Raw genomic sequence first — 23414 nt, forward strand, 5'->3', positions numbered from 1 at the left:
ACCAGCGTTGAATTGTGCATCCAACAGCGTAGATTTGCTTCATGATTGATATCCCCGCCTTGAGGGCGCTGGTTGCCGTGGAACAGCATGGCTCGGTAGTGGCGGCGTCCGAGGTGATGGGATTCAGCCCATCGGCGGTGTCGCAGCAGATCAAGAAACTGGAAAAGCAGACCGGCGTTACCGTTCTGGAGCGGAATGGCCGCGGCGTGCTCCTCACTGAGCGCGGACTGGCACTGGCCGGGTATGGGCGCCGGATCATGGGCGAACTGGAAGAGCTCCAGGCCACCTTGTTGGCTGATCCCGCGAAGCCGTCCGGCCTGCTGAGGCTGGTGGCGTTCTCCACCGCGTGCCGCGGGCTCGTGGGGCCGATGCTCGGGCGCATAGCGGCCAACCATCCCGCCGTGAAGGTCACGGTGCTGGCAGAAGACCCCCGCGAAGCGGTTCAAAGAGTGGCCAGTGGGGAGGCGGAACTGGCGGTCGTCCACAACTGGAACTCGGTGCCGCTGGTGATACCGGAGAACCTGGTGCACGAGGACCTCTGCATTGACCAAGCCGATGTCCTGGTCAACAGCACCCACCCGCTGGCGTCCCGCACCGCCGTCGAGCGTGAAGACCTGCTGGATGAGACGTGGATCAGTACCCCGGCGGGGGCTATCTGCAACGAGGCCCTGCTGCAGATCTTCGCCGGACTGGGCCGCGTTCCCGACATCCGCATTTATGATCCCGACTTCTCGACGCACGTTGCCATGGTGGAGCAGGGGGTGGCGGTGGCACTCGTCCCGCGTCTCGGAAGGCCGGAGCTGCCGCCGGGCGTCGTTGCGATTCCGGTCATCAACCCAGTGCAGCAACGATCCGTGGGCTTGGTCTACCGGAAAACGATGACCGCCAGCCCCACCATCCGGCAAGCAGTGCGCATGTTGCAGGACGTCGCCGCTGAAGACTTGCCGCTGCCACCAGTTTGATCGAAGTCACACAGGGGAACATTCGACGCCCCACCAGTTGTTAACTTAGGCTAACCTTACCTAGCTGTCCGCGCTGCTTGGAGCGCGATCGTCGAAACTCCTGAAGGGGCCCAACTGTGGAAGCAATCCTCTTTCCCACGGACATGAACCACCATCACACCTATGGCTTGGTCAGTTACCTCATGATCGATGACGGACTCTATCCGAGCGCCCACAACCGGCGGGACCCCTACGCCCTGCCGGCGTTCGATATCCGCGGGCAATGGGTCTATCCCAGCCGCTACAACGAATACATGGCACCCCAGTTGCCGGTGTACATGTTCGACGGCGAATACCTCGTCGCCACCGGACACGGCGATGAAGCGGCGGGCCTGCCCGTCTTTGAAATTCGCTGCATGTGCATGCCCCAGTTGGCCCACGGAGATTCGGGCAGCCAACAGTAGCCGGGGGCTGGGGGCAACGCCGCCGCTCCAACAAGCACCGGCGCTTCGGCTGCGGCTTTGCTGTAGGCGCGGCCTCGCTCCAGCCGCGCGCCGTCCTTTGGGGAGCCCGCTAGGTGCGGGGCACCGCGAAGTGCGTCAGCCGCGCGTCCTGCCCGTCCAGTTCAGCCCAGGATTTCTCCGTTTCCATTACCGTCAACGCACTCGTTGGGTAGCGGGTGGCGGCGTCCATGTACGCGTCGTGGTCCGAATCGCGCGAGGCCAAGTGCATGGCGAGATCCTGGACCCCGGGCATGTGCGAGATGATCATCAACGTGGTGACGGTATCGGGGACATGATTGATGACCGTCAACATACGGTTCGCTGAGGCTGAGTACAGGCCGTCCTCGAGTTTCGGCGTCGGCGCTTTGTCGCCCAGTTCATCGCAGACCCACGTGCATGTTTGCCGGGTCCTCAGCGCAGACGAGCACAGGATAAAGTCGGGCACCACGCCTTGCTCGAGCAACCATTTGCCGGCAAGCGGGGCCTCCCTGTGGCCCCGTTCCTCGAGGGGACGCTCGTGATCAGGCACCCCCATGGGCCAATCAGCCTTGGCATGCCGCATGATCACAAGGCGCTTGATGTGGTGATCGCTCATGGATCAACCCTATCCGCCCAAGGCACCGGGCGTTCCTGACCTTCTTTGAGAGGGAACCGCCCCGATAGCAACCGAATGCGGTTGCCTATGGGCTGCCGGCGCATCAAAGAGGGTCACGGCCCCACGCACCTTGGTCCCCCACCACCCACTTTGACCTCCATACGCACCGGACACGCGGAGGCCGCAGGAGTGCCAGGGGGCTTCGCCAGCCAATGTAGGTGGTAGCCGCACACACCCGGGGCACCGACCCTTCAACCGCGGAGGCCAATCCTCGTCAGGGCACGAAAAAGCCGAAAGGCGGCATATCCCGATAGCGCCGTTGTCGCAAGAAGAACGAGCGCTGGCGCAGGGGGATGTTGCCGCCTTTCGGCTGCGGTGCTGCTTAGATCGAGTATTCCGGAGCGGCCCAGACGATGACCTCGGGGTGCTCGTAGAAACGGTAGCCCTGGCCGCGAACCGTACGGACGGTGTTGGCAAGGCGGCCCAGCTTGGAGCGGAGGCGGCGGATGTGGACGTCGATGGTGCGCTCGTTGGGGACCTCTTCGGCGTTGCGCCACAGTCCTTCAAGGAGTTCGTCGCGGCCCACGGTGCGGGTGCCGTTCTCCACGAGGTAGTTGAGGAGTTCGAATTCCTTGAACGTCAGGTTCAGCGATTCGCCGTCCAGGTGCACTTCGCGGCGGGCGAGGTCGATCAGCACGCCGGAGGGGCGGGATTCCTGCTGCGGTGCCGGGCGGGCGGTTTCGGTGCGCTGGCGTGCGGCGACAGTCGGGTCACCGAAGGTTGAACGCACGACGTCGAGTGCGGACCCGGGCGCGCCGGCGGGGGCTACTGCCACGGCAGCATAGCTCTCTGCACCGGTCACGAGGGACTGGGCGTAGGCACGGATTTCCTGGGCCAGCTTGGCAATGGAGGTGCCTGCGGCCGCTGCGGTTTCTTCGTCAATGCCCATGTAGAGCACGAAGCCACGGGCTACGTTGTCGTTGGCGACGGGGCGGAGCCTGTCGGACTGGGCAATGACCGGCGTAGGCGCAGTCATGGGTGCCGGCTCGGCAGCGGGCACTGCCCGCAACTGGCCATAGGAATTGGGGTTGTAACCCTGCGGAACGTAACCGGGGGCCTGCTGGCCTGCGCCCTGCTGGGACGGAGCGTAGCCGGGGCGGTTGCCGAAGCCGGGGCGGAGCCCTGCGTTCGATGCGGCCTTGTTGGCGTTACGGACGGAGATGTGGACGTATCCAGATGCAACTGACATGGAGTGCTTACCTCAAAAGTGAATAGCCGTCATCGCGGCTTCGAATGCTGGTTGTCCCCGCAATGAGTTTGGGGAGGGGCGCCCAACGCTGGGCTAGGGGGCGAATGCCTGAAACTTCTTGGGGTGGAAAGTTAGGCTTGCATTCGACAACAGCGGTCATCATGGCCAGCGGGTGTGCTGGGCCAGGTTGCTGCGGCTGCAGGTGCTGTTGAGTTCTTGTTCACATTGGAAGTGTGCAACGTAACAATGGCAACACGCAAGTAACAAAGCGCAGAACCGTCCACATTTTGAGACGGAGAGGTCTATTGTGCCGTAAATCACAATTCAGCCGAGGGGATAAATGAACGCCATTTCATTCGGCCCGAACAAGAAATAATCGCAATCCAGTGAACATTCTTCGGCCAATGGGGCATCATGTGCACTGACATTCCCGGGAACAGCCCGGCTGCGGAATCTCACGATCTGAAACACTTGTTGTCCAATCGTGGACGGCCGACTTCCGAAAAATCCGGACAAAAATCTGCTACAAGCCGTAGAAACAGGATTGCCAAGCGTTTCGGACACGCTGACTCCCACCTCGCTAGTGTTGACTTCACAGCATCCTCACAGGACGGGCAAAGCGCTGGCTAACCAGCAGAACGGAGAGTTGTCCCATGGCCTCCTCGCACTCCATGACCAACAACCTGCCCCAACTCTCCCACCCTGATGGTTCTCCGATCCGCGCCTTGGTGGTGGATGACGAACCCAGCCTCGCCGAACTCATGAGCATGGGACTGCGCATGGCCGGTTGGTCTGTGTCCGTTGCCGGCGATGGTCCCGAGGCCGTGAAGCTGGCCAAGGATTTCCGGCCGGACGTCCTGGTCCTTGATGTCATGCTGCCCGGTTTTGACGGCGTGGAGGTCCTCAACCGCATCCGCGCCTTCGCTCCCGAAGTGCCCGCCCTCTTCCTCACCGCCAAGGATGCCGTGCAGGACAGGATCGTCGGATTGGCTGCCGGCGGCGATGACTACGTCACCAAACCTTTCAGCATGGAAGAAGTCCTCCTGCGACTCCACCGGCTGGTCCAGCGTTCGGGCGTCGCTGCCATGGACACCGCGGAGCTGGTGGTGGGTGACCTCACCCTGAACGTGGACACCCGCGAAGTTACCCGCGCCGGCGAGGACATTCCCCTCACGGCAACCCAGTTCGAGCTTCTGCGCTACCTCATGGAGAACCCCAAACGGGTCATCAGCAAAGCCCAGATCCTGGACCGCGTGTGGGATTACGACTTCGGTGGGCAAGCCAACATCGTGGAGCTCTACATTTCATACCTTCGCAAGAAAATCGAAGCCAACCATCCGCCGATGATCCACACCATTCGCGGCGCCGGCTACGTCATCAAGCCCGCGGACTAGGCGTTGAGCACACTTTCAGGAGTGGCCAGAAAATCCGGCCGCAGCTGGCTGAACCCCTCCACGTGGCATTTGCGTACCCGGCTGGTCCTGGTGGCGATGGCACTGCTGGTCGCTATCTGCGGGGCGGTAGGTGTGGTCAGCTACGCCTCCATGGACATGGTGTTCAACAAGCAGCTCGACAGGCAGCTCGAGCAGGCGTCCAGCCGCGCGAATGACTTCGGCAGGCCGCCGTCGAACTTTCCCTCCTCACCTTCGGGGAAGCCGGACCCGCTGGAGGCCAGGGGGCAGGCCGCCGGAACGCTCAACGCCAGGATCGACGGGTCCACTGTCCGCAGTTCAGGGCTCATTGACGCCCAAGGCAACCGTGTTGCACTGTCCCCCGCGGATGAGCAAGTGCTGTTGGCGCTGCCCAAGAGCGGTGATCCGGTGGATCGTTCCCTCTCCAACGGGGACTATCGGCTGGTGGCGGTCGCCCCCTATGGCGACGTGATCGTCACGGGCCTGCCTCTCGCGGACAAACAGAGCGCCGAGGCCTCACTGGTCTGGACAATGGTGTTGGTCTCGCTGGGCGGACTGGTGGTCATCGGCCTCGCCGGCACCGTCATCATCCGCCGGACCATGCGGCCTCTGGAGCAGCTCTCCGAGGTGGCCACCAAGGTTTCACGTCTTCCGCTCGACGCCGGTGAAGTGGCACTTGCGGTGCGCGTACCGCCGTCGGCCGCCCATCCCGGAACGGAAGTGGGCAGCGTAGGCCATGCCCTGAACCTGATGCTGAACAACGTCTCCAGCGCTTTGGAAGCCCGCCAGGAAAGCGAAACCAAGGTACGCCAGTTCGTCGCGGACGCCTCACACGAGCTCCGGACGCCGCTCACTGCCATCCGCGGTTACACCGAACTGCTGAGGATGACCGAAAGCTTCACTGACGACGGCCGCAAATCCCTGGCCCGCGTGCAAAGCCAGTCAGAGCGGATGACAACGCTGGTGGAGGATCTCCTGCTGCTCGCCAGGTTGGACGAGGGCCAACCGGTCAAGGTTACCGATGTGGACCTCACCCAGTTGGTGATCGAAACGGTCAGTGACGAGAAGGTCATGGCGCCGGACCACATATGGCAACTGCAACTGCCGGACGAACCCGTCACGGTCCGCGGCGACTCCACCCAGCTGCACCAGGTCCTGGCCAATCTTTTGTCCAATGCCCGCAAACACACCGATGCCGGCACTACCGTGGTTACGGCCGTCATGCTGTCCGCCGATGGCAGCGCAGTGGTGACCGTGACAGACAACGGGCCGGGCATTCCAGAGGATTTCCAAGGCCGGATCTTCTCCCGCTTTGCCCGGGCGGATGCCGCGAGATCGGGGTCTGAAGGGACGTCGGGGCTGGGGTTGTCGATCGTGGAATCCATCGTGGAAGCGCACGGCGGTAGCGTGGAGGTCACGTCGCGTCCGGGTCGAACCGAATTCGCCCTGCGGCTACCTACCGTCACCACCGAAGAGATGTAACGAACACGGCAAGGCGACTCACCGGCGTCGTGATCTCTGTTACCTAAATGTGACTTCTGCGAATTCCTCCTGTACCGTCGAAAGGGTGGGTCGCCCCAACTGGCCCGCATCCGGGATGCGCCGAGCTCTGCCACTTCCCGGAGTCCGTTCTTACTCCGAGGCAGAGACGGGGGACCCAGAGTCTCCGGGCCCAGGCATCATGCCGGGCCCTTGGGGTGAAGCCGCAGCGACATGCGCGGCCGGATGACCTCATCCGAACCCGACAGCTAACTCCGCAGGCGCTGAGAGGTAATCACACATGTCTGAATTTAACGATCAGACGCGCCCTTCCGCGCGTCACCGCGATGAGCACAACGCACCGTTGACCAAGTCGCAAACCGTCCTCAAGAACGCTGCCCGCCAAGGTAAGTCCGGCCACCGCATGTCGGTTTTTGCCGGCGTCGTGGCCGCCGCGTTGGGCGTCGCATCGCTCGGTACTGCTGCCAACGCCACCCTGAACCTCCCTGAGGCCAGCCGCGTTGCAGAGACCCAGGCAGCTGCCCAGGTCAGCACCAACAAGACAGCCGAAATCTCCGCTTCCTTGGACGCAGCCGCCGCAAAGGGCGCTGCCGACCGGGCCGCCGTGGACAAGGCCGCTGCTGAAAAGGCTGCCGCCGATCAGGCTGCTGCTGAAAAGGCTGCCGCCGAAAAGGCCGCCGCCGACCAAGCCGCTGCGGAGAAGGCAGCTGCTGACGCTGCAGCCAAGCAGGCCGCCGACGCCGCTGCTGCCGCCGAAAAGGCCGCCGCCGAAGCCGCTGCTGCAGCCCCGAAAGCCGTGGATGACCCCGCCGCTGCCAAGGCCTACGCCGCAAGCATCCTGGGCAGCTACGGCTGGAGCGCCGGCGAAATGACTGCCCTGAACACCTTGTGGGAGAAGGAATCCAACTGGAAGACCACTGCCACGAACGCTTCCAGCGGCGCGTACGGCATCGTCCAGTCCCTGCCTGCTTCCAAAATGGCCTCTGCCGGTGCTGACTGGCAGACCAACTACCAGACCCAGATCAAATGGGGCCTGAACTACATCAAGGAGCGCTACGGATCCCCGTCGGCCGCCCTGGCCTTCCACTTGGCCAACAACTGGTACTAAACCAGGCAGTTTGAAGACCGCGCCGGTTGCCGCCGATCGCACCAGTCCCCACTGGAGCGAACGGCGGGAACCGGCGCGGTCTTTGCATTTCACAGGTGACCGCCGTAGCTCACAGTGACGTCACAGCTTCCGCCTAAAGCCCTCATAATCGGCCAGCCCATGCTGGAGATATGACGCTCACAAATCCAACCACCAGCGCTCCCCCACGACGGTTCCACTCCGCGCGCTTCGGTGGCGGGGCGTTGCCTGCTTCGCAGCCGGAACTCCCGAACGTAAGGCCGGAGAACCCACAGTTGCCCAGGCGCTCCCCCGTGGACACCGGGGCCGGCGTCCCCGTCCTCGATCTCACCGTCCCCGTGTTCAATGAGGAAGCGCACCTGGAGAAGAACCTCCGCACGCTTCACGGCCATCTCTCCGGCACTTTTCCGCACACCTTCCGGATCACGGTCGCTGACAACTCCAGCACGGACAACACCTTAAGGATCGCCGAACGCCTGGCACGGGAACTTCCGGAACTGCGGGTGGTCCGGTTCCAGGAAAGAGGGCGCGGTAACGCCCTCCGCCGCCTCTGGCAGTCCTCACCGTCACCCGTGCTGGCCTATATGGAAGCGGATCTGTCCACCGACTTGTCCGCCTTGGCACCCCTCCTTGCGCCGCTGCTTTCAGGCCACTCTGACCTGGCTGTCGGCACGCGCCTGGCACCTGACTCGCGCGTGGTCCGCAGTGGTGGCCGCGAATTCACCTCCCGCAGCTACAACGCCCTGCTCCGCACCGTCCTGGGCACACGCATTTCCGATGCCCAGTGCGGCTTCAAAGCCGTCCGCGCGGACGTTGCGCACCTTCTCCTCCCGCATACCAAGGACGACGGCTGGTTTTTTGACACCGAGCTCCTCGTCATCGCCGAACGTTGTGGTTTACGCATTCATGAAGTCCCGGTCGACTGGACCGATGACCCCAACTCAAGTGTCGACGTCGTACGAACCGCGCTTGCCGACCTGCGGGGCATGGCGCGGCTGACCCGAGACCTTCGCCCCGGACGTTTTCCGGTCAGGGAGCTTCGGCCAGGACGGGACCGGATGGCTCCCGGAACCGGACTTGCGGGGCGTGTGCTTGGTGCGGTGGCGTGGACGTCGCTTTATGCCCTGTTCTTCGTGCTGCTCCGCAGTGTCGTGGATCCTTTGCCGGCGAACTTCATCGCCCTTGCCCTCATGGCCTCGACTACCCGCCTGCGCATCCAAGGACCGGTCATGCTTCTCCTGACGACGCTGCTAAGTACGGCTGCGCTTGCGATCCTGCCGGTAATGACGACGGCGGACCGCTGGCTTGAAGGAGCCGTGCTGGCTGCCGCTGGACTCGCCGGGCATATCGGCGGGTATGCGGCTGGCCGAAGAAGGCTTGCACCTGACGTTACGTGAGGATTTAGCGTAGTTCCCATGGGAACAGCGGAGAGCGGACAGTGGAGTATCGGCGAACTCGCCAAAGCCTGCGGAGTCAGCGTGCGGACACTCCATCACTACGATGAAATCGGCCTGCTGACCGCGAGCGGCCGGACGCCTTCCGGTCATCGACGGTACGGGGAGGGCGATCTTCGACGACTGTACCGGATCAGGGCCCTTCACATGCTCGGGATTCCGCTTGCTTCCATCACGACAGCGCTGGATGGACCCGGGAACGATGATGATGATCTCGGTTCCATGCGTGTCCTGCTGGACCGGCAATTACGGCATGTTCAACAGCACGCCCAACAAGTCCAGGCGCTTCAGGACCGGCTGGGTGAGCTGCTCAACCGACTGGACGCTCCAGCCATGCCCACCGCCGCACAATTCATGTCAACTTTGGAGATGATCACCGTGTTCGAAAAACACTTCACACCGGAACAGCGTCAACAGCTTGCGGAGAAACGCCAGGAGCTGGGAGCCGGGAAGATCGAGGACTCAAAACGTCAATGGACCGCGCTGGTGGAAGAAGGCCTGGAGCATGTCCGGGCCGGTACTTCCATCTCGGATCCGGCAGTGCAGGAGTGGGTGCATTCCTGGGACCGCATCGGGGAGATGTTCCATTCGGGCGAGGATACAAAAACCGCGGCCCGGGCAGCCTGGCAGGAGAACGCCCAAACGATCAGCGCAGACCTGCCCTGGAGCGCCGAAGACCTGGCCGGCCTGATGGGGTACCTGCACAAAGCGAGGGCGCACGAGCCCCAGGCCTAAACTTCGGGCTCGACCTCCACAGCACCCCTGACTGCTGCAATGGAGGCGGCAACATCTCCGACGTCGGTGGTCCAGTTGCTCACGGAAATACGCAGGATTTCACGGCCACGCCACGAGGATCCGGACATCCACACCGCGCCCTCGGCCATGAGCCGCTGCGTCACCCGGTGCGTCCGGTCGTCGCTGCCGAAGCTCACCGAGACCTGCGTGAACACCACATCGTTGAGCACCTCGACGCCCGGAATGGCGGCGAGTCCTTCGGCCAATGCCCGGGCGTTGGCCGCGAGGCGCTCAACCATGGAGATCACGCCATCGCGGCCCAGTTGCCTGAGGGCGGCCCATACGGGAATGCCACGGGCCCGGCGGGACATCTCAGGGACTTTCTCCAGCGGATCCCCCAGCCCGGTTTCGGTGGCTATGAGATAGCTGGTGTGGACACTGAAAGCACGCCTTAGGGATTCTGGCCTGGAGACAATCGCCAGGCCGCAGTCATAAGGGACGTTCAACGTCTTGTGGGCGTCCGTTGCCCAGGAGTCCGCTTCCTCCACCCCCGTCAGCCGACCCCGCAACGTGGGGCTCACAGCGGCCCACAAACCGAACGCCCCATCCACGTGCACCCAGGCTCCCCGATCATGGGCCACCGCAATGGCTTCCTCCATGGGATCAAACGCACCGGAATGCAGGTTTCCCGCTTGGAGGCAGACCAGCGAAGGCCCGGGCTGTTGGTCCATGGCCTCAGCCAGGGCATCGGGAAGGATCCGTCCTTCGTCGTCGGCCTCTACCGGAACGCACGCCCCCAAGCCGAGGTACCGCAACGCCAAATCCACTGCGGCGTGCCGCTCCCGGCCGGCAAAGGTGGTGATGCGCGGGGCGCCGGTCAACCCAAGAGCCTCCAAGTCCCAGCCTGCCTCGTCCATCAGGTATTGGCGTCCTGCCGCCAATCCCACGAAGTTGGCGGTGGTGGCGCCGGTGGTGAATCCGACGTCGGCGGTGGCGGGCAGTCCCAAGAGTTCCAGCAGCCAGGCGGCCGCAGATTCCTCGATCGCGGCAGCGGCAGGGGTGGCGAACCGAAGCCCCGTGTTCTGGTCCCACGCCGAAACAAGCCAATCCGCGGCCATGGCCGCAGGCAGGGTTCCGCCCATGACCCACCCAAAGAACCGTCCGGACTGGATTGCCATCAGGCCCGGCTCAGCCAGCGCGGCGAGCTCATCAACTACCTCGGCGGCATCTGTCGCTTCATCCGGCAGGCGCGGCAGGATGCTCTTGGCCACCTGATCGGCATCGGAGGACGGGCGGACTGGACGTGTTGGGACCGACGCAAGCCAGTCACCGGCGTGGACCATGGCCCGCTCCAGTGCAGCACCGTACGCCTCCGGCATCGCAGACATGCGCACAGCCTACGCCCGCTTGGTCCCTCGTGGAACAGCCTTTCGCCCGGCGGTACCAGCTGCGCTACTGGAGGGTCAGCGTGATGACGTGCCCGCCGTCGTCGTCCTTGACAGCGGTGACGGTCACGGCCGAGTAGTCCGGAATCTGCCACATGCCAGGCCCCAGGTCCGAACTGTGACCGGCAGCGGCTTTGCCCACCACCACGGTCCGCATCCCCGCCGCGCGCGCAGCAGCGATCCCGGCGGGTGCGTCTTCGAAAACCACGACGTCGGCCGGGTCGGCTCCCAGGAGTGCCGCCGCCTTCAGATAGCCCTCCGGATGCGGCTTGCCACGGCTGACGGACTCCGCAGTGACAGCAGTGGATGGCATGGTGAGTCCGGCTGCCTGCATGCGGATATCGGCAAGGATTTGATCTGCCGAGGTGACCAAGGCGATGGCATCATCCGGGAGGCCCGCCAGCAGGGCTTCAGCACCGGGAAGGGCAATGACACCGTCCGTCCGGGAACGTTCCATCTCGCCAAGTTCGGCCGTCAAAGCGGCGAAGTCGGCCCCTGCCGGGGCGTAGCGCCGCACGGTATCGCCTGCTTGGACACCGTGGGATGTGCGGAGGATTTCGTTGTAATCCAGGCCGTAGCGCTCGGCGAACTCGAGCCACACCTGCTCCACGACGGCCGTGGAATCCACCAGCGTGCCGTCCATGTCGAAGAGGACGGCACGGACAGTCAGCACGGGTGCGGCAGGATGGCTCATGGTTCCATCCTGCCGCACGCTCATGGGGTGGTGCTGAAGTGTGACTTAGCCATTGGGCCGCTGTGGGAGGTACTGCACCGCCCACTGGTTGCCGTCCGGGTCGGCAAAGTACACAAAGTGACCCCAGTCCTGGACGTCGACGTCGCTGACGTCCACGCCGTTGGCCTTGAGGTGCTCGTGGGCCTTGTTGATGTCCGCCACCACCACTTGCAGGTTGGGAGCCGAACCCGGAGGGGCGTCCGTGAGGCCCTCGCCGATAGCGATGGAACACGCAGAACCCGGCGGCGTCAGTTGCACGAAGCGGATGCCGTCCGTGGGACGCTCATCGAAATCGGCGTTGAAACCGACCTTGTTGACGTAGAAGTCCTTCGCGCGATCGACGTCGGAGACAGGGACAAATACCAGTTCAAGTTTCCAGTCCATGCGCCACAGGCTAACGGGCTGGGTGGGAAACCGGTAGGGGGCAATCGTTCCCTGTGAAGACTAGCCAGCCACGCCGTAGAGGCGGTCTCCGGCGTCGCCCAGGCCCGGCACGATGTACGACTTCTCGTTGAGTTTCTCGTCAATCGATGCGAGGACAATGTTGACGTTTGCGTCCGAGAGTTCCTCTTCCAGCTTGGCCAGGCCCTCGGGAGCGGCCAGCAGGCAGATGCAGGTGACGTCCGAAGCGCCGCGCTTGAAGAGGAACTTGATGGCCTCACGCAGGGTGCCGCCGGTAGCGAGCATAGGGTCCAGGACAAAGATCTGGCGGCCGGTGAGGTCCTCGGGGAGGCGCTCGGCGTAGGTGATGATGTCCAGGGTTTCTTCGTCGCGGGCCATGCCCAGGAAGCCCACCTCAGCGGTGGGGACCAGCTTGGTCATGCCCTCGAGCATGCCGAGGCCTGCGCGCAGGATGGGAACCACCAGCGGCGTGGGCTTGGTGAACGCCGTGCCGATGGTCTTGGTGACAGGGGTCTCGATCTCCACTGGCTGCGTCTTGACCTCGCGGGTGGCTTCGTAGGCCAGGAGGGTGACGAGTTCTTCAGTGAGTTGCCGGAAGACCGGTGAAGAGGTGTTCTTATCCCGCAGAACGGTGAGCTTGTGGGCGACCAGCGGGTGGTCCACGACGAGTGTGCGCATCCCCCAAAACTATCATTGAGACATGAGCGCCACCGAGCCGTATCACGCAGACCACATGGCCTGGATGGGCCTTGCCCTGGACGAGGCCCGGTTGGCGCTGAAAACGGACGACGTACCCATTGGCGCGGTGGTGTTGGGGCCCGACGGCGGCGTGCTGGGTTCCGGACGCAACGAACGTGAGGCGCATGGGGACCCGACCGCCCACGCGGAAGTGGTGGCCATCCGCCAGGCGGCTGCTTCGCTGCGACTTCGCGCTCAGGCTATGGGCGGCTCGGGTGACGGTTGGCGGCTTGAGGACTGCACCCTGGTGGTGACCCTTGAGCCGTGTGCCATGTGTGCCGGTGCCATTGTCCTGGCGCGTATCCCCGGAGTGGTGTTTGGCGCGTGGGATGAGAAGGCAGGAGCGGTGGGCTCGGTGTTCGATATCCTCCGCGAGCGCCGCCTCAACCACTGGGTGGAGGTCTATGCGGGCGTCCGTGAAGAGGAATGCGCGGCGCTTCTCAGGGAGTTCTTCGCCTCTCACCGGCTGCCCTAGTTCGGTGGGCTTTGGAGGGCCCTCAGTACGGTGGCGGCAGTGGTGTCCCAGCCAGGGAGGTGCTCGCGGGCCTGAATTGCATTGTTGCGCCAGGATTGTTGCAGGCCGGGATCGCTGAGCCAACTCCGGAGGGAATCGGCCAAGGCCCCCTCCTGTGTCAGCTCCAGCGCAGCACCCGCTCCTGTTTGGCCGAGCGCCTCCACGGCGCCGGTCCCCTGCCGGACAATCACAGGAACGCCGTGGGCCAGCGATTCCGTCACCACCATCCCGAAGGATTCCGATCGGGAAACAAGGACGCTGAGGTCAGCTTGGTGCCACTGGTCCTCGAGGGCGTTGCCGCTCAACTCGCCCGTGATGCTGATGCGGTCCTCAAGCCTGTAATGCTCGACGGCGGCCCGCACCTCCGCGGCGTACGCCGGGTCAGCGTTCTCCGAGCCGATGAGGGCGGCCTCCCACTCGAGGTCCTGCAAGCTGGCGAGGGATTCGACCAGGAGTGTCTGACTCTTGTTTGGCAGCAGTGCGGCCACGGCTACGATGCGCGGCGGCTGCGATCCCTGGGCGGCGTTTGCTTTGTCGGCCCCCGGCGTTGCGATGATGATGGTCTGCGGGCCGTGCCTCGCCTCGAGCTCAGCGGCGGAGTGGGAACTGGGGCAGATGATTCCGGTTGCGGCGGTCAGCGCCTTGGCTTCAAGCTCGCCATGGTCCGCCAACGCCATATGGGACAGGATCCAGACTTTGGTTCCTTTGCCCACGGCGCCGGCGACCTCCTCCGGTGCCCCACTCGCCACCAAGCCGTCGGCAATCACCGTTGTGCCGCCGTCGAGCGCTTCCGCGAATCGCTGCTTGTCCGCCGGGCTCCCAACCGGCCAGCCGCCGTCGACCTTTAGGGTCTCAACGTCCGCGCCCAGGACGGTCAGATGCTCGGCGAGCTTGGCGTTGTACTTGTTGCCGCCGGAGCCGTGCCTGACGTTCCCCGGGACAAGGAAGCGGATGCGCACCTACTTGACCGGGAGCTCCAGCGAGTAGCCGGCCCAGGCGTCAGGGTTTTCACGGAGGACGACGTCGATGCCGCTGAGCGCCGGCCCGTCGGCGGTGTCCTGGATCCGGGTGGCCATGGCGTCGGCGATGTGCTTGGCCAGAGCCTCCGTGGTGGAGAGCTTGCCCTTGAATGCCGGGTGCTCGTCGAGGTTCTTGTAGTTAAGGTCCTCCAGGATTTCCTCAAGGATTCCGCCCGCTGCGCCAATGTCCAGAACGATTGCGTCGTCATTGAGATCCGGGCGACGAAAACTGACTTCGGCCACAAACGTTGCACCATGGAGGCCCTGGGCCGGGCCGAACGCTTCGCGGGGAAGGCTGTGGGCAATCATGAAGTGGCGTCGGACGGTCAGGCTGAACATGTACTAATCCTCCGGGGTGGGATAGGCGACCACGTGGCAGAAACCGCCGGGCCGTTCGAACAATTTAACGAGTGTGGTGGGCAGGTTCCGGAATCGGCATTCGCTGGTCAGGAACGTGTCGAACAGCGGGTCTTTCAGTTCTCTTGCCGCTTGCTCGAGTCGTTGGGCGTTGGTGCGCCTGTGCCGTCGCGGGAGGGCCACTGCACCCACCTGGCTGGAACGGATGTTCAGGCGGCGGGCATGGAAGTCCTCGCCGAGCGGCAAGGTAACTTCCTTATCGGCGAACCAGGAAAGCTCGATGACGTCGGAGTCATCGCCGGCCAGTTGCAGGCTCAATTTGAGGCCCTCGTTGGAAGCGGAACAGTGGAAGACGATGTCGTTGTCGCTTTTTGCAACCTCTGGTTCGGCGAATTCGATGTTGATGGTTTCCGCCAGCTTTCGCTTCTCCGGATCCGCATCCACCAACTGCAGGCGGCCCAGCGGATACTTCCGCAGCAGCGTCGCCAGGACGCCGCCCACCAAACCACCACCGACGACGGCGACCCGGTCACCCAGCCTCGGTCCGGCTTCCCAGAGGGCATTGATGGCGACCTCAACGATGCCCGTGAGCACCGCGCGGCGGGCTGGGACGTCCTCGGGGATTGCGGTGAGCTGGCTGGTGGGGATCACGTAAAAGTCCTGATGGGGGTGCAGGCTGAAGACGGTTTTTCCTACCCATTCCTCCGGTCCTTGCTCGACCGTCCCCACACTCAGGTAGCCGTACTTCACCGGGCCCGGGAAGTCGCCCTCCTGGTGCGGGGCCTGCATGAGGTCAGCCACGCGCTCCGGGACCCGGCCTTCGTGGACCACGCGCTCCGTGCCCCGGCTGACGCCTGAGTACAGGGTCCTGACGAGGGCTTCGCCTTCCTGCCTTTCCGGCAGGGCTTCCTGGCGCAGCTCACCATCGCCCGTCTCAGTGACCCAGTAGGCGTGGGCTTCGTGCCCGTGTTTCCGTTCGTGTTCCTGCGAAATCGTCATGATGCTTACGAATCTATCGGTGCGGAGCTGTGGACGGAAGTTGGCGTGGATTGAAGGGTACGCCACCTGCCTTTTGGGGAGGGTCCAGAGGGGCTCGTTTTGGGGAACGGGGCCAATCTCGGGTAGCCTATTTCAGTTGGTGACGTGTCCGAGCGGCCGAAGGTGCAACACTCGAAATGTTGTTTGGTGTAAAAGCCAACGTGGGTTCAAATCCCACCGTCACCGCCAATGAGAAAGGCCCTGCTTCCCTTTGTTTATGAGGGAGGCGGGGCCTTTCTTCATGCCTGGACTACGCGTCTCGCGCTTTGGCGACTAGCCAGCCGGAGGAGTAAGGGTGAAGGTTGCAGCCTTGTTCCCGATGTCATTGGTAATCACGATGGTCACTGGAACATTCTTGGTGTCCCACACAAGGTACCCACGGTTGCTTTCTCCAGCAGGCACGTCGGCGTCCAAGTGGAAACCATTCTCGTCGGGAGATGTGCCGGTCAACTTTTGGCCACTAGGACCTGAAGCCTCGAAGTACGCGGGGTTTGCGGGCGTAGTGCCAGTGAGGGTCTCCCAGGAGAACTCGACCATGAGGAAACCACCATTCATGGGCGTGTACCACTCTTTGCCCGGGTACTCGGTGACGTACTCGGACTTCAGAACAGTTACCCGGGCCGTTCGGCCGTCATCCACGCGAACGGTCACGGCACCAGCATCGCCTGCTGCTCCTGGCATGATGGACCGGTTTTGTTCAGCAGCCTGGGCAGCGGCGGAGCTCTCAATCCTGCTCGCCACGCCAGCCGCGAATGCTGTCGCCACGAGAATGCTCGTGGCAATGCTCACGACCCACACGATCGCAGTGATGATCCAGGCCTTCTTCTTGTGCTGCGGGAAACCTTCCAGCGCCCGGCCATCTTTGCTCGTTGCGTTTCCGGTCAGGGTGATGATCATGTCAACGAGCGTCCAAATGCCAAGCCCCCCGGCGGTCAGCAGCTTGGCGATTCCCGTGCCGATTTTGCCCAAGTAAAAGCGGTCCACACCAAGGTTGCCGAGCAGGAGGGCCAAGAGCCATGTCGTCAAAAACGATTTTCCCGGACCACTGGCATGGGAAAGATGCTGAGTCTGAGGGGACTGGTATCCCCCCCGGGTTTCGCCGGTCGAAGCCGGTGGGCGCATCCGCCTTGGATGCAAGGTTGTCGTCCTGCTGTGCATGGGGGTCACTGGGGTGGCTCATAGAACATATAGAAACCAACAAACAACCATCTTCCGAACGCAAACGTTCCGCGCCGCAATATTCTCACCCGTAGAAGATAATATGAATGAACAGAACGAATAAACCACTGACCAGAAATGGAAACCTCACGCGCCCAGAATCGAATACTTTCTTCCATTAGAGCTCCCCGCGAAGGCTGCGCTTTACGGCAGCTCAAGCACCTGGGGGCATTCAACACAAATCACAGTCACCAACTCAATGCTAACGACGTTCGCCTGCAGTCAGTGTCAGACCAATCAATAGACCGGCTGCTGCACCCGCCCATAACGAACCGTAAGCGACTACGATGACCGGCACAACATGGGAGAGTCCGGCGACAGCCAAGCTTCCTCCTATGATTACAACCCCAAAAGCAACCGCAGAAACAAAGTTTGATTTCAAGTAAGTCAGCCCGCCCACACATAATACGGCGACCGCAAAAACCACAATGTTTGCAACCCAGACGGAAAACCCAAACTCCGACGCTCTTCTAATACACGTAATTAGAACCAGGGCACCTGGAAATAGAACCCCCAACCAGTAGTACCATTCGGGGGCTACCCGTTTAGTTGGAACATACGCCTTTTTCTTGGACACTAATTTAGTTCACTTCCACGACTCGTCAACAACAGCATTTGCGGTCAAACCAATTGCTCCATTCAATACTTCAGTACTCACATTAGTCTTAGTGAAGTAGTCGATGGGAGCAGAGGTACTTGTTCCAACAAGTTCCCTATACCCTTGCGGAGCAAGGCCTCGCAGGGCGGACGCCGTAGAGGCGCTGGTACCCGCCATGCTAGATGAAAGCAGAGCCTTTGCCGGGTTAAAGGCTTCTCCATTCACCCCGCTCTTCACCATCTCACCCGCAAATCCAGCGCCTGTGTTGATGCCCATAGATGAAACAACCTGAAGTCCTTTTGTAGCTGCGTGCCCAGCCGCAGGACTCAGTGCCCCGCTGATGACACCCGTGGAGGCACCTCCAGCCGCGCTACCCAACAGTCCTTGGGCTGTCCAGGGACCGCCCTTCTGAACGCGTTCCCGGACATAATCTACGGTTCCGGCTACACCTCCTGCTGCACCACTGCCGACCATGTCTTTCAACAAATTAGCGCCGAACCTCCGTGCAATGACTGCGGCATTGCCTGTGGCACGAGTCAACGTCGAAGTCGCAACATTTGAAGCCATACTTCGCGCAGCTTGGCCCGCCACCACTCTTCCAACAACCAGTGAAGCAGACTTAGTAACCATCATTCCCACGCCACCGCCGGCCACACCCATAACACCGCTCCCGATGGCATTACCCCAGTTGACTTGGCCGGTGGTTGCTTTTTGGATGACGACGTCGGCGCCGAAGCTCATCAATCCCATGCCCGCGAGTTGTCCGCCGGGGACGAACATCAACACGGCCCCGCCGACCACAGCGGCCCCTCCGACGACGTATTCCCAGTTGTCTCCGAGCCAGTCTCCGGTGGCGGCGATGGCGCCGCGGGAGGAGCCGTCGTAGGCTTTCAGGTCGGTGTCGGTGAGGGGTTTCAGGCCGGTGGGGTCGGTGGTGTTGAGGGGGTTGTTTCCGGCGTAGGAGTAGGGGTTCCCGTCCCAGCCGGCGCCCAGGACGGGGGCGAGGGGATCGGTGGAGAGGAAGCCCCGGGTGGCCGGGTCGTACGCCCTGGCGCCGAGCCATTCGAGCCCTGCGATGTCGATCCCGCCACCGGCGGTCAGGCCGATACCGGCAGGCAACGCACCACCGAACCCAGCAGCGGAACCAACCCCTGTACTGGTTGTTGCGGGGCTGCCCGGGTTGGGGGTGGTGGGGGTGCCGAGGACGGCCCAGGGATCGTGCTGGTCCGTGGGGCGGGCGGCACGCCACCCGGGCGTGGTCCACGCGTCGCCGATGCCGGTGACTCCGCCGGGCAGGGACGACACCTGGGTTGTGTTGGCACCGGCGAGGGTCGGCACGGGCGCTGCGGTGTCCCACCACAATGGTGTGCCGTCCACGGTGGCGAGTTCACCGAGCGCGTCGACGTGGAGCCGGTGCCGGTTTCGTTCGGCCCCGTCCCGATCCTTCTCGATGGTGCCGGTGAGGTAGCCGGTGGGGCCCCAGGCGTATTCGGTCCAGGACCCGTCGGCCCCGATCACCCTGACCCGGCGGCCCAGCCCGTCATACACAAACTCGGTGACCGAACCGTCAGGTTCCGTCACAGACGACAGCTGACCTGCGGCGTCGTACTCAAAAGTGCGCGCCCCGGTGGGGGTGGTTTCGCGGAGAAGCCGCCCACCGGCGTCGTACTCCCACCCCACCACCGAACCCGACGCCTCCGAGCCAGTCACAGTGGTGGTGGCGGAGACCATTTGCCCGGCAGTGTCGTACCCGTACCGGGTCACGACCCCGCCCCTGGACAGACCGGTAATCCGGCCGCCGTCCTCACGACCGATCAACGTCACATCAGCAGTGCCCGGAGGGTTGGTGCCGTTGTCGGCGGTGGTGGTGCGGGTGTGCTCGCTGAGGTTCCCTCCCCGATACACCCACTCCTGCACCAGGTCCCCTGCGGTGGCGGTGGTGATCCGCCCGGAAGCGTCGTGGGTGAAGGCCGCGTCCCCGAGCAACGGGTTCGACACCTTCACGACCCGGCCCGCGGCGTCGCGGATGTAACGGGTGGTGGTGCCTGTGGGGTCCGTGAAGGCGGTGCGGTTCCCGTCACCGTCATACTCCCACCCCAACACCTGACTCCCGGTCCCGGTCCCGTTGGAGCGGCGGGTGAGGAGGCCGCGGCGGTCAAAGCACAGTTCGTGCTCCACCGCATACCCCGCCCCGCCGGTATGGTCGGTGATGACCACCCGCCGGCCGGCCACGTCACGTTCAATGGCGGCGATCAGGGCACCGTCCACCGAGGTGGACGCTTCCCGGCCCGCGGCGTCGTAGGCCCAGGTGGTGGTGTGCCCGTCCGGGTCCGTCTGGGAGAGTTGCCGGCCTGCCGGGTCGTAGGTCGCCGTGGTGACCCTCCCGAGCGGGTCCGTCACCGAATCGACTTGGTCCGTGGCCGTATAGGTGCGGGTGGTGACCCCACCATTGGGGTCGGTGATGCGGGTGAGCCGGCCGCGGGTGTCGTACTCGAACCCGGTCCTGCCACCCACCCCGTTGATGGTCCCGGTCAGTTCCCCGGCGAGGTTGTATTCGAAGCGGCGGGTCCCGTACCAGGAATCCTGGGCAAAACTCAGCCGCCCAACCTTGTCGTACCCGTACCGGGCCGTCCCGTCCCCCGGCGTATGCTTCGCGGTCAACCGGCCACACGCGTCGTAAGCGAACGTTTCGACCTCACCGGTGGGCAGTCTCCTCGCGGTGAGGCGCTGGTCGACGTCGTAGGACAGTTCCGTGACCGCCCCGACCGGGTCAATGCTCTTCCACGGGCGGCCGCAGTGGTCGTACTCGAACCGGGTCACCGCCCCCGTCGGGGAGGTAATCGAGGTGATCTTCCCCGCAGCGTCACGGCCCAGGACCGTCAACCCGCCCTCACCATCGACCAACTCGACAGGGTTGCCCGCACCGTCATACGTGATGAGTTCCGCGGACCCGTCGACAGATTCGATTTTCGTGGGCCGGCCGTACTCATCAAAACTGTAGGTATTCGCAGCGAACGCGTCCGTCAGGGACGCCGTCCCGGCCGTCCGGTCGGTGACCGCCCCGGTCCGGACCCCGGTCGGATCGATCACGGCGGTCAGGGCACCGACCGTGTCGTACTCCCGCACCCAGTCATGCCCGGCAGGGTCCGTGATACCCACCAGCCGGGAGAGGTTGTCGTGGGTGAAGCCCCACCTGCCCCCGTCCGGCAACACCGCAGCCGTGAGGTTACCCAGCTCATCAACCACCCGCTCCACGACCCGGCCGAGCGGGTCGGTGGTGCGGGACAGTTCCCCGTTGGGGGCGTACTCGAACGCCGTCCGGCCCCCATCCGGGGCGACCACCGCGGTGGTCCGGCCCGCGGTGTCGTGCTCGAACGCCCACACCGCCCCGTCCGGGTCCACCCGACGCACCAACACCCCGGCTTCGTCATAACCGAACCGTGTCTCAGCCCCCGACGGGCTCACCGCCGCCACCGGACGGCCCGCCCGGTCCCGCACAATCCTCGCGGTGTCACCTGCGGCGTTGCGGGTTGCGGTCAGGTCCCCGAACCCGTCGTACTCAAAACCAATACTGACCCCGACCGGGTCCGTGACCTGGGTCAGGAGCCCGTCCCGCCACACCAGCTCGGTCCGGCCACCCAACGGATCCAGAACCACGGACGGGTCCCGGGACAGCTCATCGGCGTACTCATAGGTCACGACGGCACCGGACGCGGTCACCAGGGTGGTGATACGGTCCTGCTCGTCCCAGCCGTAGCTCAGGTCCGCGCCTTCCGGGGTCACGGTCCGGATCTTCCGGCCCCGGGTGTCGTAACCATGGACCGTGACCGCGCCGTCACGCTCGGTCAAGGACACCAGGTTCGAGTGCCCGTCATAAGACATGGACTGGCGCCGGTCCTCCGCGTCCAGCACCCCCACCAGGCGGCCCTTCGAATCAGCGACCCAGGAATTCGACCGGGACCCGTCCTCATCAGAGACCACCGTGACCCGGCCCGGTAAATACGCGAACCTCGTCCGCCGCCCATGCTGAGTGACCTGCATGATGACACGGCCGGCCTCGTCATACGTGTTTTCGGCCTCCACCACGCCCGCGGCCGAGACCACCGACCCGATCAAGCCTTGCTCGTTCCACCCATACCTACGGGTGCCGGTCTCCGTGCCCACGGTGACCAAACGGCCCTCGGCGTCGTACCCGTACTCAACCCGGCGCCCATCCGAGGAACGGACCACGCCCACCAGCCCGTCGACGTAATCAAAATCCACGAACCGGCCCCGCACATGCACCAACCGGCACACCACACCCAACCCATCACCATCGACCGCAGTCTCCGCAACAGATGCAGCCGCGGCTTCACGGTGGGCGGAGATGGTCCGGCCGGGCCCTGCCCCGGTCCCGAGCCACACCCCGGCAGTGGTGTAAGCCCACCAACCGCCCTGATTGTCGGTAACGACCAGCACCTCGGTAACACCTTCGGGGACCGAGGTCAGCTCCGCCAACCACGGTGTGCCGGCATCTTCTTGGGTGAGCCAGTAGTTCTCCCCGACGGCGCGGGCCCAACCCGCACCCTCACGCGGGAAGTCCACCGCCCGGCCGTCGGCCATCACCCACCGGCACCCCTCATCAGTCAAGGCCAGGTGCTGGTCCAGCACCGACGCCCACCCCGGACCAAACACCCCAACAGTGTCCAGGCCCGAGCCGAGAGAGTTATACATCCTTGTGACCGCCAGGTCAGCGGCCGCCCCGGCGAACCCCAGATCCGTTTCGGGTTCAATAAAATTCCCCGTGGCCGTGTTCACCGGATCATTGGCATACCCGGACGAGGGCATCGCCCCGGCCGCCGTGGGCGGGTCAATGACCAACCCCGTCCGGGTCCCCGAAACTCCCGCCGCGGCCAACGCCTCGTTCACCGCAGCATCCGACAAGGTCGAAACCGCACCCTCACCCCCGGCAGCAGCAAACGCGTCCGCGACCACCAACGCCCACCCCGCGTCCGCCTCATTCGCCGCCAAATACTGCCGGAACGCGCTCACCACACCCGCGGCGTCGATCCGGCCCCACCCGCACCGGTCCGCGAACGAAGACAACTCCGACTCCAAAGACCCCGGCACCGACGCAACACCCTCATCCAGACCACGCGAACCCGCAGCGAAAGTCCGCAACGACTCCGGACGCGCCGAGGACACCCCGCCCCCAAACCCGCCACCCGGGCCAGGGGTCTCCCGCGACCCCGACGCCGGGGCTTCGGACGGGAACGACGGCGCGTTCCCGGGCTCCATATTCGGACGCGCTTCCTCACCCCAAAGGCTGTCACCAAACTGCTCAAGCCAGTTGCGGTTGTTATGCCGCCGCACCCACTCGTTGTTCTCCCGACGCCGGTCATCCTCTTCCCGCGCACGCTCGATCATGGTGCCCACATACTCCGCGACTTTCCGCAACGCCGCGGCCAAGGACTCCGCGTCCCGGGACGCCGTCACCGCGTTCGCCGCGAACACCTCCGAAAAATGCCCCCGGAAATCCTCCCCCGCCCCGGTCACCAACGGCGTCCGCGATCCCGAATGCTCATCAACCCGCGACGCTGCGGACTCAAAAGCACCCTTCACCGACTCAGCAACCCCATACACAAACCGGCCACCATGGGCACCATCGGAATCCGGCAACAACGGCATCTCAACGAACTCGGTCACAACCACAGCCCCCCACAGAACAAGAACGCGAACAAAACCCAACAACCCACAAAAACCCGCACCACAACCCACACGGCACGACCCCACACCACACCCACCGGCACCACAACAACCCGCGCTACAACCACCGGCGCTACAACCACCGGCGCTAC

General features: G+C 64.0%; 20 protein-coding genes, 1 tRNA gene and 1 riboswitch. Of the genes, 9 read left to right on the top strand and 12 right to left on the bottom strand.

Annotated elements, in window-relative coordinates; all coding sequences use genetic code 11:
- Positions 1-41 precede the first annotated feature (41 nt).
- Both BLQ01_RS16250 and BLQ01_RS16255 read left to right on the top strand, forming a co-directional pair.
- The gene (locus BLQ01_RS16250; RefSeq protein WP_091552889.1) at positions 42-962 is read left to right on the top strand and encodes a LysR family transcriptional regulator; all 921 of its coding nucleotides are present in this window, start codon (positions 42-44) and stop codon (positions 960-962) included.
- A gap of 116 nt (positions 963-1078) precedes the next feature.
- Complete coding sequence (locus BLQ01_RS16255; RefSeq protein ID WP_223944674.1) at positions 1079-1405, top strand: hypothetical protein; 327 nt, start codon at positions 1079-1081, stop codon at positions 1403-1405.
- Between the two features lie 109 nt (positions 1406-1514).
- Here the strand turns inward: BLQ01_RS16255 and BLQ01_RS16260 are convergent, their stop codons facing one another.
- Both BLQ01_RS16260 and BLQ01_RS16265 read right to left on the bottom strand, forming a co-directional pair.
- Entirely contained in the window at positions 1515-2039 is a 525-nt protein-coding gene (locus tag BLQ01_RS16260; protein WP_026547663.1) for a SixA phosphatase family protein, read from the bottom strand.
- Between the two features lie 382 nt (positions 2040-2421).
- On the bottom strand, positions 2422-3288 hold the full coding sequence (locus BLQ01_RS16265) for a winged helix-turn-helix domain-containing protein (RefSeq protein WP_026542230.1): 867 nt from the start codon (positions 3286-3288) through the stop codon (positions 2422-2424).
- Positions 3289-3941: 653 nt separating this feature from the next.
- Here BLQ01_RS16265 and BLQ01_RS16270 point away from each other — a divergent pair.
- The 5 genes from BLQ01_RS16270 to BLQ01_RS16290 all read left to right on the top strand — a co-directional run bounded on the left by BLQ01_RS16270 (position 3942) and on the right by BLQ01_RS16290 (position 9515).
- Positions 3942-4682, top strand: coding sequence for a response regulator transcription factor (locus BLQ01_RS16270; RefSeq protein ID WP_026542231.1), 741 nt, complete (start codon positions 3942-3944; stop codon positions 4680-4682).
- A 3-nt stretch (positions 4683-4685) separates the two neighbouring features.
- Positions 4686-6182, top strand: coding sequence for a sensor histidine kinase (locus BLQ01_RS16275; RefSeq protein ID WP_091552891.1), 1497 nt, complete (start codon positions 4686-4688; stop codon positions 6180-6182).
- A 108-nt stretch (positions 6183-6290) separates the two neighbouring features.
- A riboswitch (cyclic di-AMP (ydaO/yuaA leader) is annotated at positions 6291-6477 on the top strand.
- A 3-nt stretch (positions 6478-6480) separates the two neighbouring features.
- Positions 6481-7308 carry an aggregation-promoting factor C-terminal-like domain-containing protein gene (locus BLQ01_RS16280; protein ID WP_091552893.1) on the top strand — a complete coding sequence of 276 codons (828 nt, stop codon included), beginning with the start codon at positions 6481-6483 and terminating at the stop codon, positions 7306-7308.
- A 170-nt stretch (positions 7309-7478) separates the two neighbouring features.
- Positions 7479-8723, top strand: coding sequence for a glycosyltransferase (locus BLQ01_RS16285; RefSeq protein WP_091552895.1), 1245 nt, complete (start codon positions 7479-7481; stop codon positions 8721-8723).
- 18 nt (positions 8724-8741) lie between these two features.
- The gene (locus tag BLQ01_RS16290) at positions 8742-9515 is read left to right on the top strand and encodes a MerR family DNA-binding transcriptional regulator (RefSeq protein ID WP_091552897.1); all 774 of its coding nucleotides are present in this window, start codon (positions 8742-8744) and stop codon (positions 9513-9515) included.
- Here BLQ01_RS16290 and BLQ01_RS16295 read toward each other — a convergent pair.
- The 4 genes from BLQ01_RS16295 to upp all read right to left on the bottom strand — a co-directional run bounded on the left by BLQ01_RS16295 (position 9512) and on the right by upp (position 12773).
- On the bottom strand, positions 9512-10903 hold the full coding sequence (locus BLQ01_RS16295; protein WP_091552899.1) for a pyridoxal phosphate-dependent decarboxylase family protein: 1392 nt from the start codon (positions 10901-10903) through the stop codon (positions 9512-9514). The two genes, BLQ01_RS16290 and BLQ01_RS16295, sit on opposite strands and share 4 nt — an antisense overlap.
- A 64-nt stretch (positions 10904-10967) precedes the next feature.
- On the bottom strand, positions 10968-11654 hold the full coding sequence (locus BLQ01_RS16300) for an HAD-IA family hydrolase (RefSeq protein WP_091552901.1): 687 nt from the start codon (positions 11652-11654) through the stop codon (positions 10968-10970).
- A gap of 45 nt (positions 11655-11699) precedes the next feature.
- Entirely contained in the window at positions 11700-12077 is a 378-nt protein-coding gene (locus BLQ01_RS16305; RefSeq protein WP_026542237.1) for a glyoxalase superfamily protein, read from the bottom strand.
- A 60-nt stretch (positions 12078-12137) separates the two neighbouring features.
- Positions 12138-12773: a uracil phosphoribosyltransferase gene (gene upp, locus BLQ01_RS16310; RefSeq protein ID WP_091552902.1), complete on the bottom strand. Its 636-nt coding sequence runs from the start codon at positions 12771-12773 to the stop codon at positions 12138-12140.
- Between the two features lie 22 nt (positions 12774-12795).
- On the opposite strand from upp, the gene BLQ01_RS16315 reads away from it, so the two are divergent.
- Positions 12796-13308 carry a nucleoside deaminase gene (locus BLQ01_RS16315; RefSeq protein WP_091552904.1) on the top strand — a complete coding sequence of 171 codons (513 nt, stop codon included), beginning with the start codon at positions 12796-12798 and terminating at the stop codon, positions 13306-13308.
- Here the strand turns inward: BLQ01_RS16315 and BLQ01_RS16320 are convergent.
- From BLQ01_RS16320 to BLQ01_RS16330, 3 genes are read right to left on the bottom strand one after another with little or no spacing between them, the layout of a single operon-like run.
- Positions 13305-14306 (bottom strand): glycosyltransferase family 4 protein, encoded by a 1002-nt coding sequence (locus BLQ01_RS16320; RefSeq protein WP_091552906.1) that lies wholly within the window; start codon positions 14304-14306, stop codon positions 13305-13307. The genes BLQ01_RS16315 and BLQ01_RS16320 overlap by 4 nt on opposite strands.
- On the bottom strand, positions 14307-14705 hold the full coding sequence (locus BLQ01_RS16325; RefSeq protein ID WP_026547653.1) for a 6-pyruvoyl trahydropterin synthase family protein: 399 nt from the start codon (positions 14703-14705) through the stop codon (positions 14307-14309). It abuts the gene before it with no gap.
- 3 nt (positions 14706-14708) lie between these two features.
- On the bottom strand, positions 14709-15722 hold the full coding sequence (locus BLQ01_RS16330) for a zinc-dependent alcohol dehydrogenase (protein ID WP_026542242.1): 1014 nt from the start codon (positions 15720-15722) through the stop codon (positions 14709-14711).
- Positions 15723-15860: 138 nt separating this feature from the next.
- Between BLQ01_RS16330 and BLQ01_RS16335 the strand changes: the two genes are divergently transcribed.
- Positions 15861-15950, top strand: a tRNA-Ser gene (locus tag BLQ01_RS16335).
- An 84-nt stretch (positions 15951-16034) separates the two neighbouring features.
- Here BLQ01_RS16335 and BLQ01_RS16340 read toward each other — a convergent pair.
- From BLQ01_RS16340 to BLQ01_RS16345, 3 genes are all read right to left on the bottom strand, one after another.
- Entirely contained in the window at positions 16035-16787 is a 753-nt protein-coding gene (locus BLQ01_RS16340) for a TM2 domain-containing protein (RefSeq protein WP_254779499.1), read from the bottom strand.
- Positions 16788-17181: 394 nt separating this feature from the next.
- Entirely contained in the window at positions 17182-17556 is a 375-nt protein-coding gene (locus tag BLQ01_RS22195; protein ID WP_139183507.1) for a hypothetical protein, read from the bottom strand.
- Positions 17557-17565: 9 nt separating this feature from the next.
- Positions 17566-23262 (bottom strand): DUF6531 domain-containing protein, encoded by a 5697-nt coding sequence (locus BLQ01_RS16345; protein WP_139183508.1) that lies wholly within the window; start codon positions 23260-23262, stop codon positions 17566-17568.
- Between the last annotated feature and the right edge of the window lie 152 nt (positions 23263-23414).

This window comes from Arthrobacter sp. UNCCL28 (genome assembly GCF_900102805.1).
Lineage (GTDB): Bacteria > Actinomycetota > Actinomycetes > Actinomycetales > Micrococcaceae > Arthrobacter > Arthrobacter nicotinovorans_A.

Excerpts from the sequence above, each read along its gene's own strand:
- BLQ01_RS16330 (WP_026542242.1), bottom strand. The coding sequence starts at position 15,722 with ATGACGATTTCGCAGGAACACGAACGGAAACACGGGCACGAAGCCCAC.
- BLQ01_RS16315 (WP_091552904.1), top strand. The coding sequence starts at position 12,796 with ATGAGCGCCACCGAGCCGTATCACGCAGACCACATGGCCTGGATGGGC.
- BLQ01_RS16325 (WP_026547653.1), bottom strand. The coding sequence starts at position 14,705 with ATGTTCAGCCTGACCGTCCGACGCCACTTCATGATTGCCCACAGCCTT.
- BLQ01_RS16270 (WP_026542231.1), top strand. The coding sequence starts at position 3,942 with ATGGCCTCCTCGCACTCCATGACCAACAACCTGCCCCAACTCTCCCAC.
- BLQ01_RS16285 (WP_091552895.1), top strand. The coding sequence starts at position 7,479 with ATGACGCTCACAAATCCAACCACCAGCGCTCCCCCACGACGGTTCCAC.
- BLQ01_RS16305 (WP_026542237.1), bottom strand. The coding sequence starts at position 12,077 with ATGGACTGGAAACTTGAACTGGTATTTGTCCCTGTCTCCGACGTCGAT.
- BLQ01_RS16265 (WP_026542230.1), bottom strand. The coding sequence starts at position 3,288 with ATGTCAGTTGCATCTGGATACGTCCACATCTCCGTCCGTAACGCCAAC.
- upp (WP_091552902.1), bottom strand. The coding sequence starts at position 12,773 with ATGCGCACACTCGTCGTGGACCACCCGCTGGTCGCCCACAAGCTCACC.
- BLQ01_RS16260 (WP_026547663.1), bottom strand. The coding sequence starts at position 2,039 with ATGAGCGATCACCACATCAAGCGCCTTGTGATCATGCGGCATGCCAAG.
- BLQ01_RS16290 (WP_091552897.1), top strand. The coding sequence starts at position 8,742 with ATGGGAACAGCGGAGAGCGGACAGTGGAGTATCGGCGAACTCGCCAAA.
- BLQ01_RS16300 (WP_091552901.1), bottom strand. The coding sequence starts at position 11,654 with ATGAGCCATCCTGCCGCACCCGTGCTGACTGTCCGTGCCGTCCTCTTC.
- BLQ01_RS16250 (WP_091552889.1), top strand. The coding sequence starts at position 42 with ATGATTGATATCCCCGCCTTGAGGGCGCTGGTTGCCGTGGAACAGCAT.
- BLQ01_RS16295 (WP_091552899.1), bottom strand. The coding sequence starts at position 10,903 with ATGTCTGCGATGCCGGAGGCGTACGGTGCTGCACTGGAGCGGGCCATG.
- BLQ01_RS16280 (WP_091552893.1), top strand. The coding sequence starts at position 6,481 with ATGTCTGAATTTAACGATCAGACGCGCCCTTCCGCGCGTCACCGCGAT.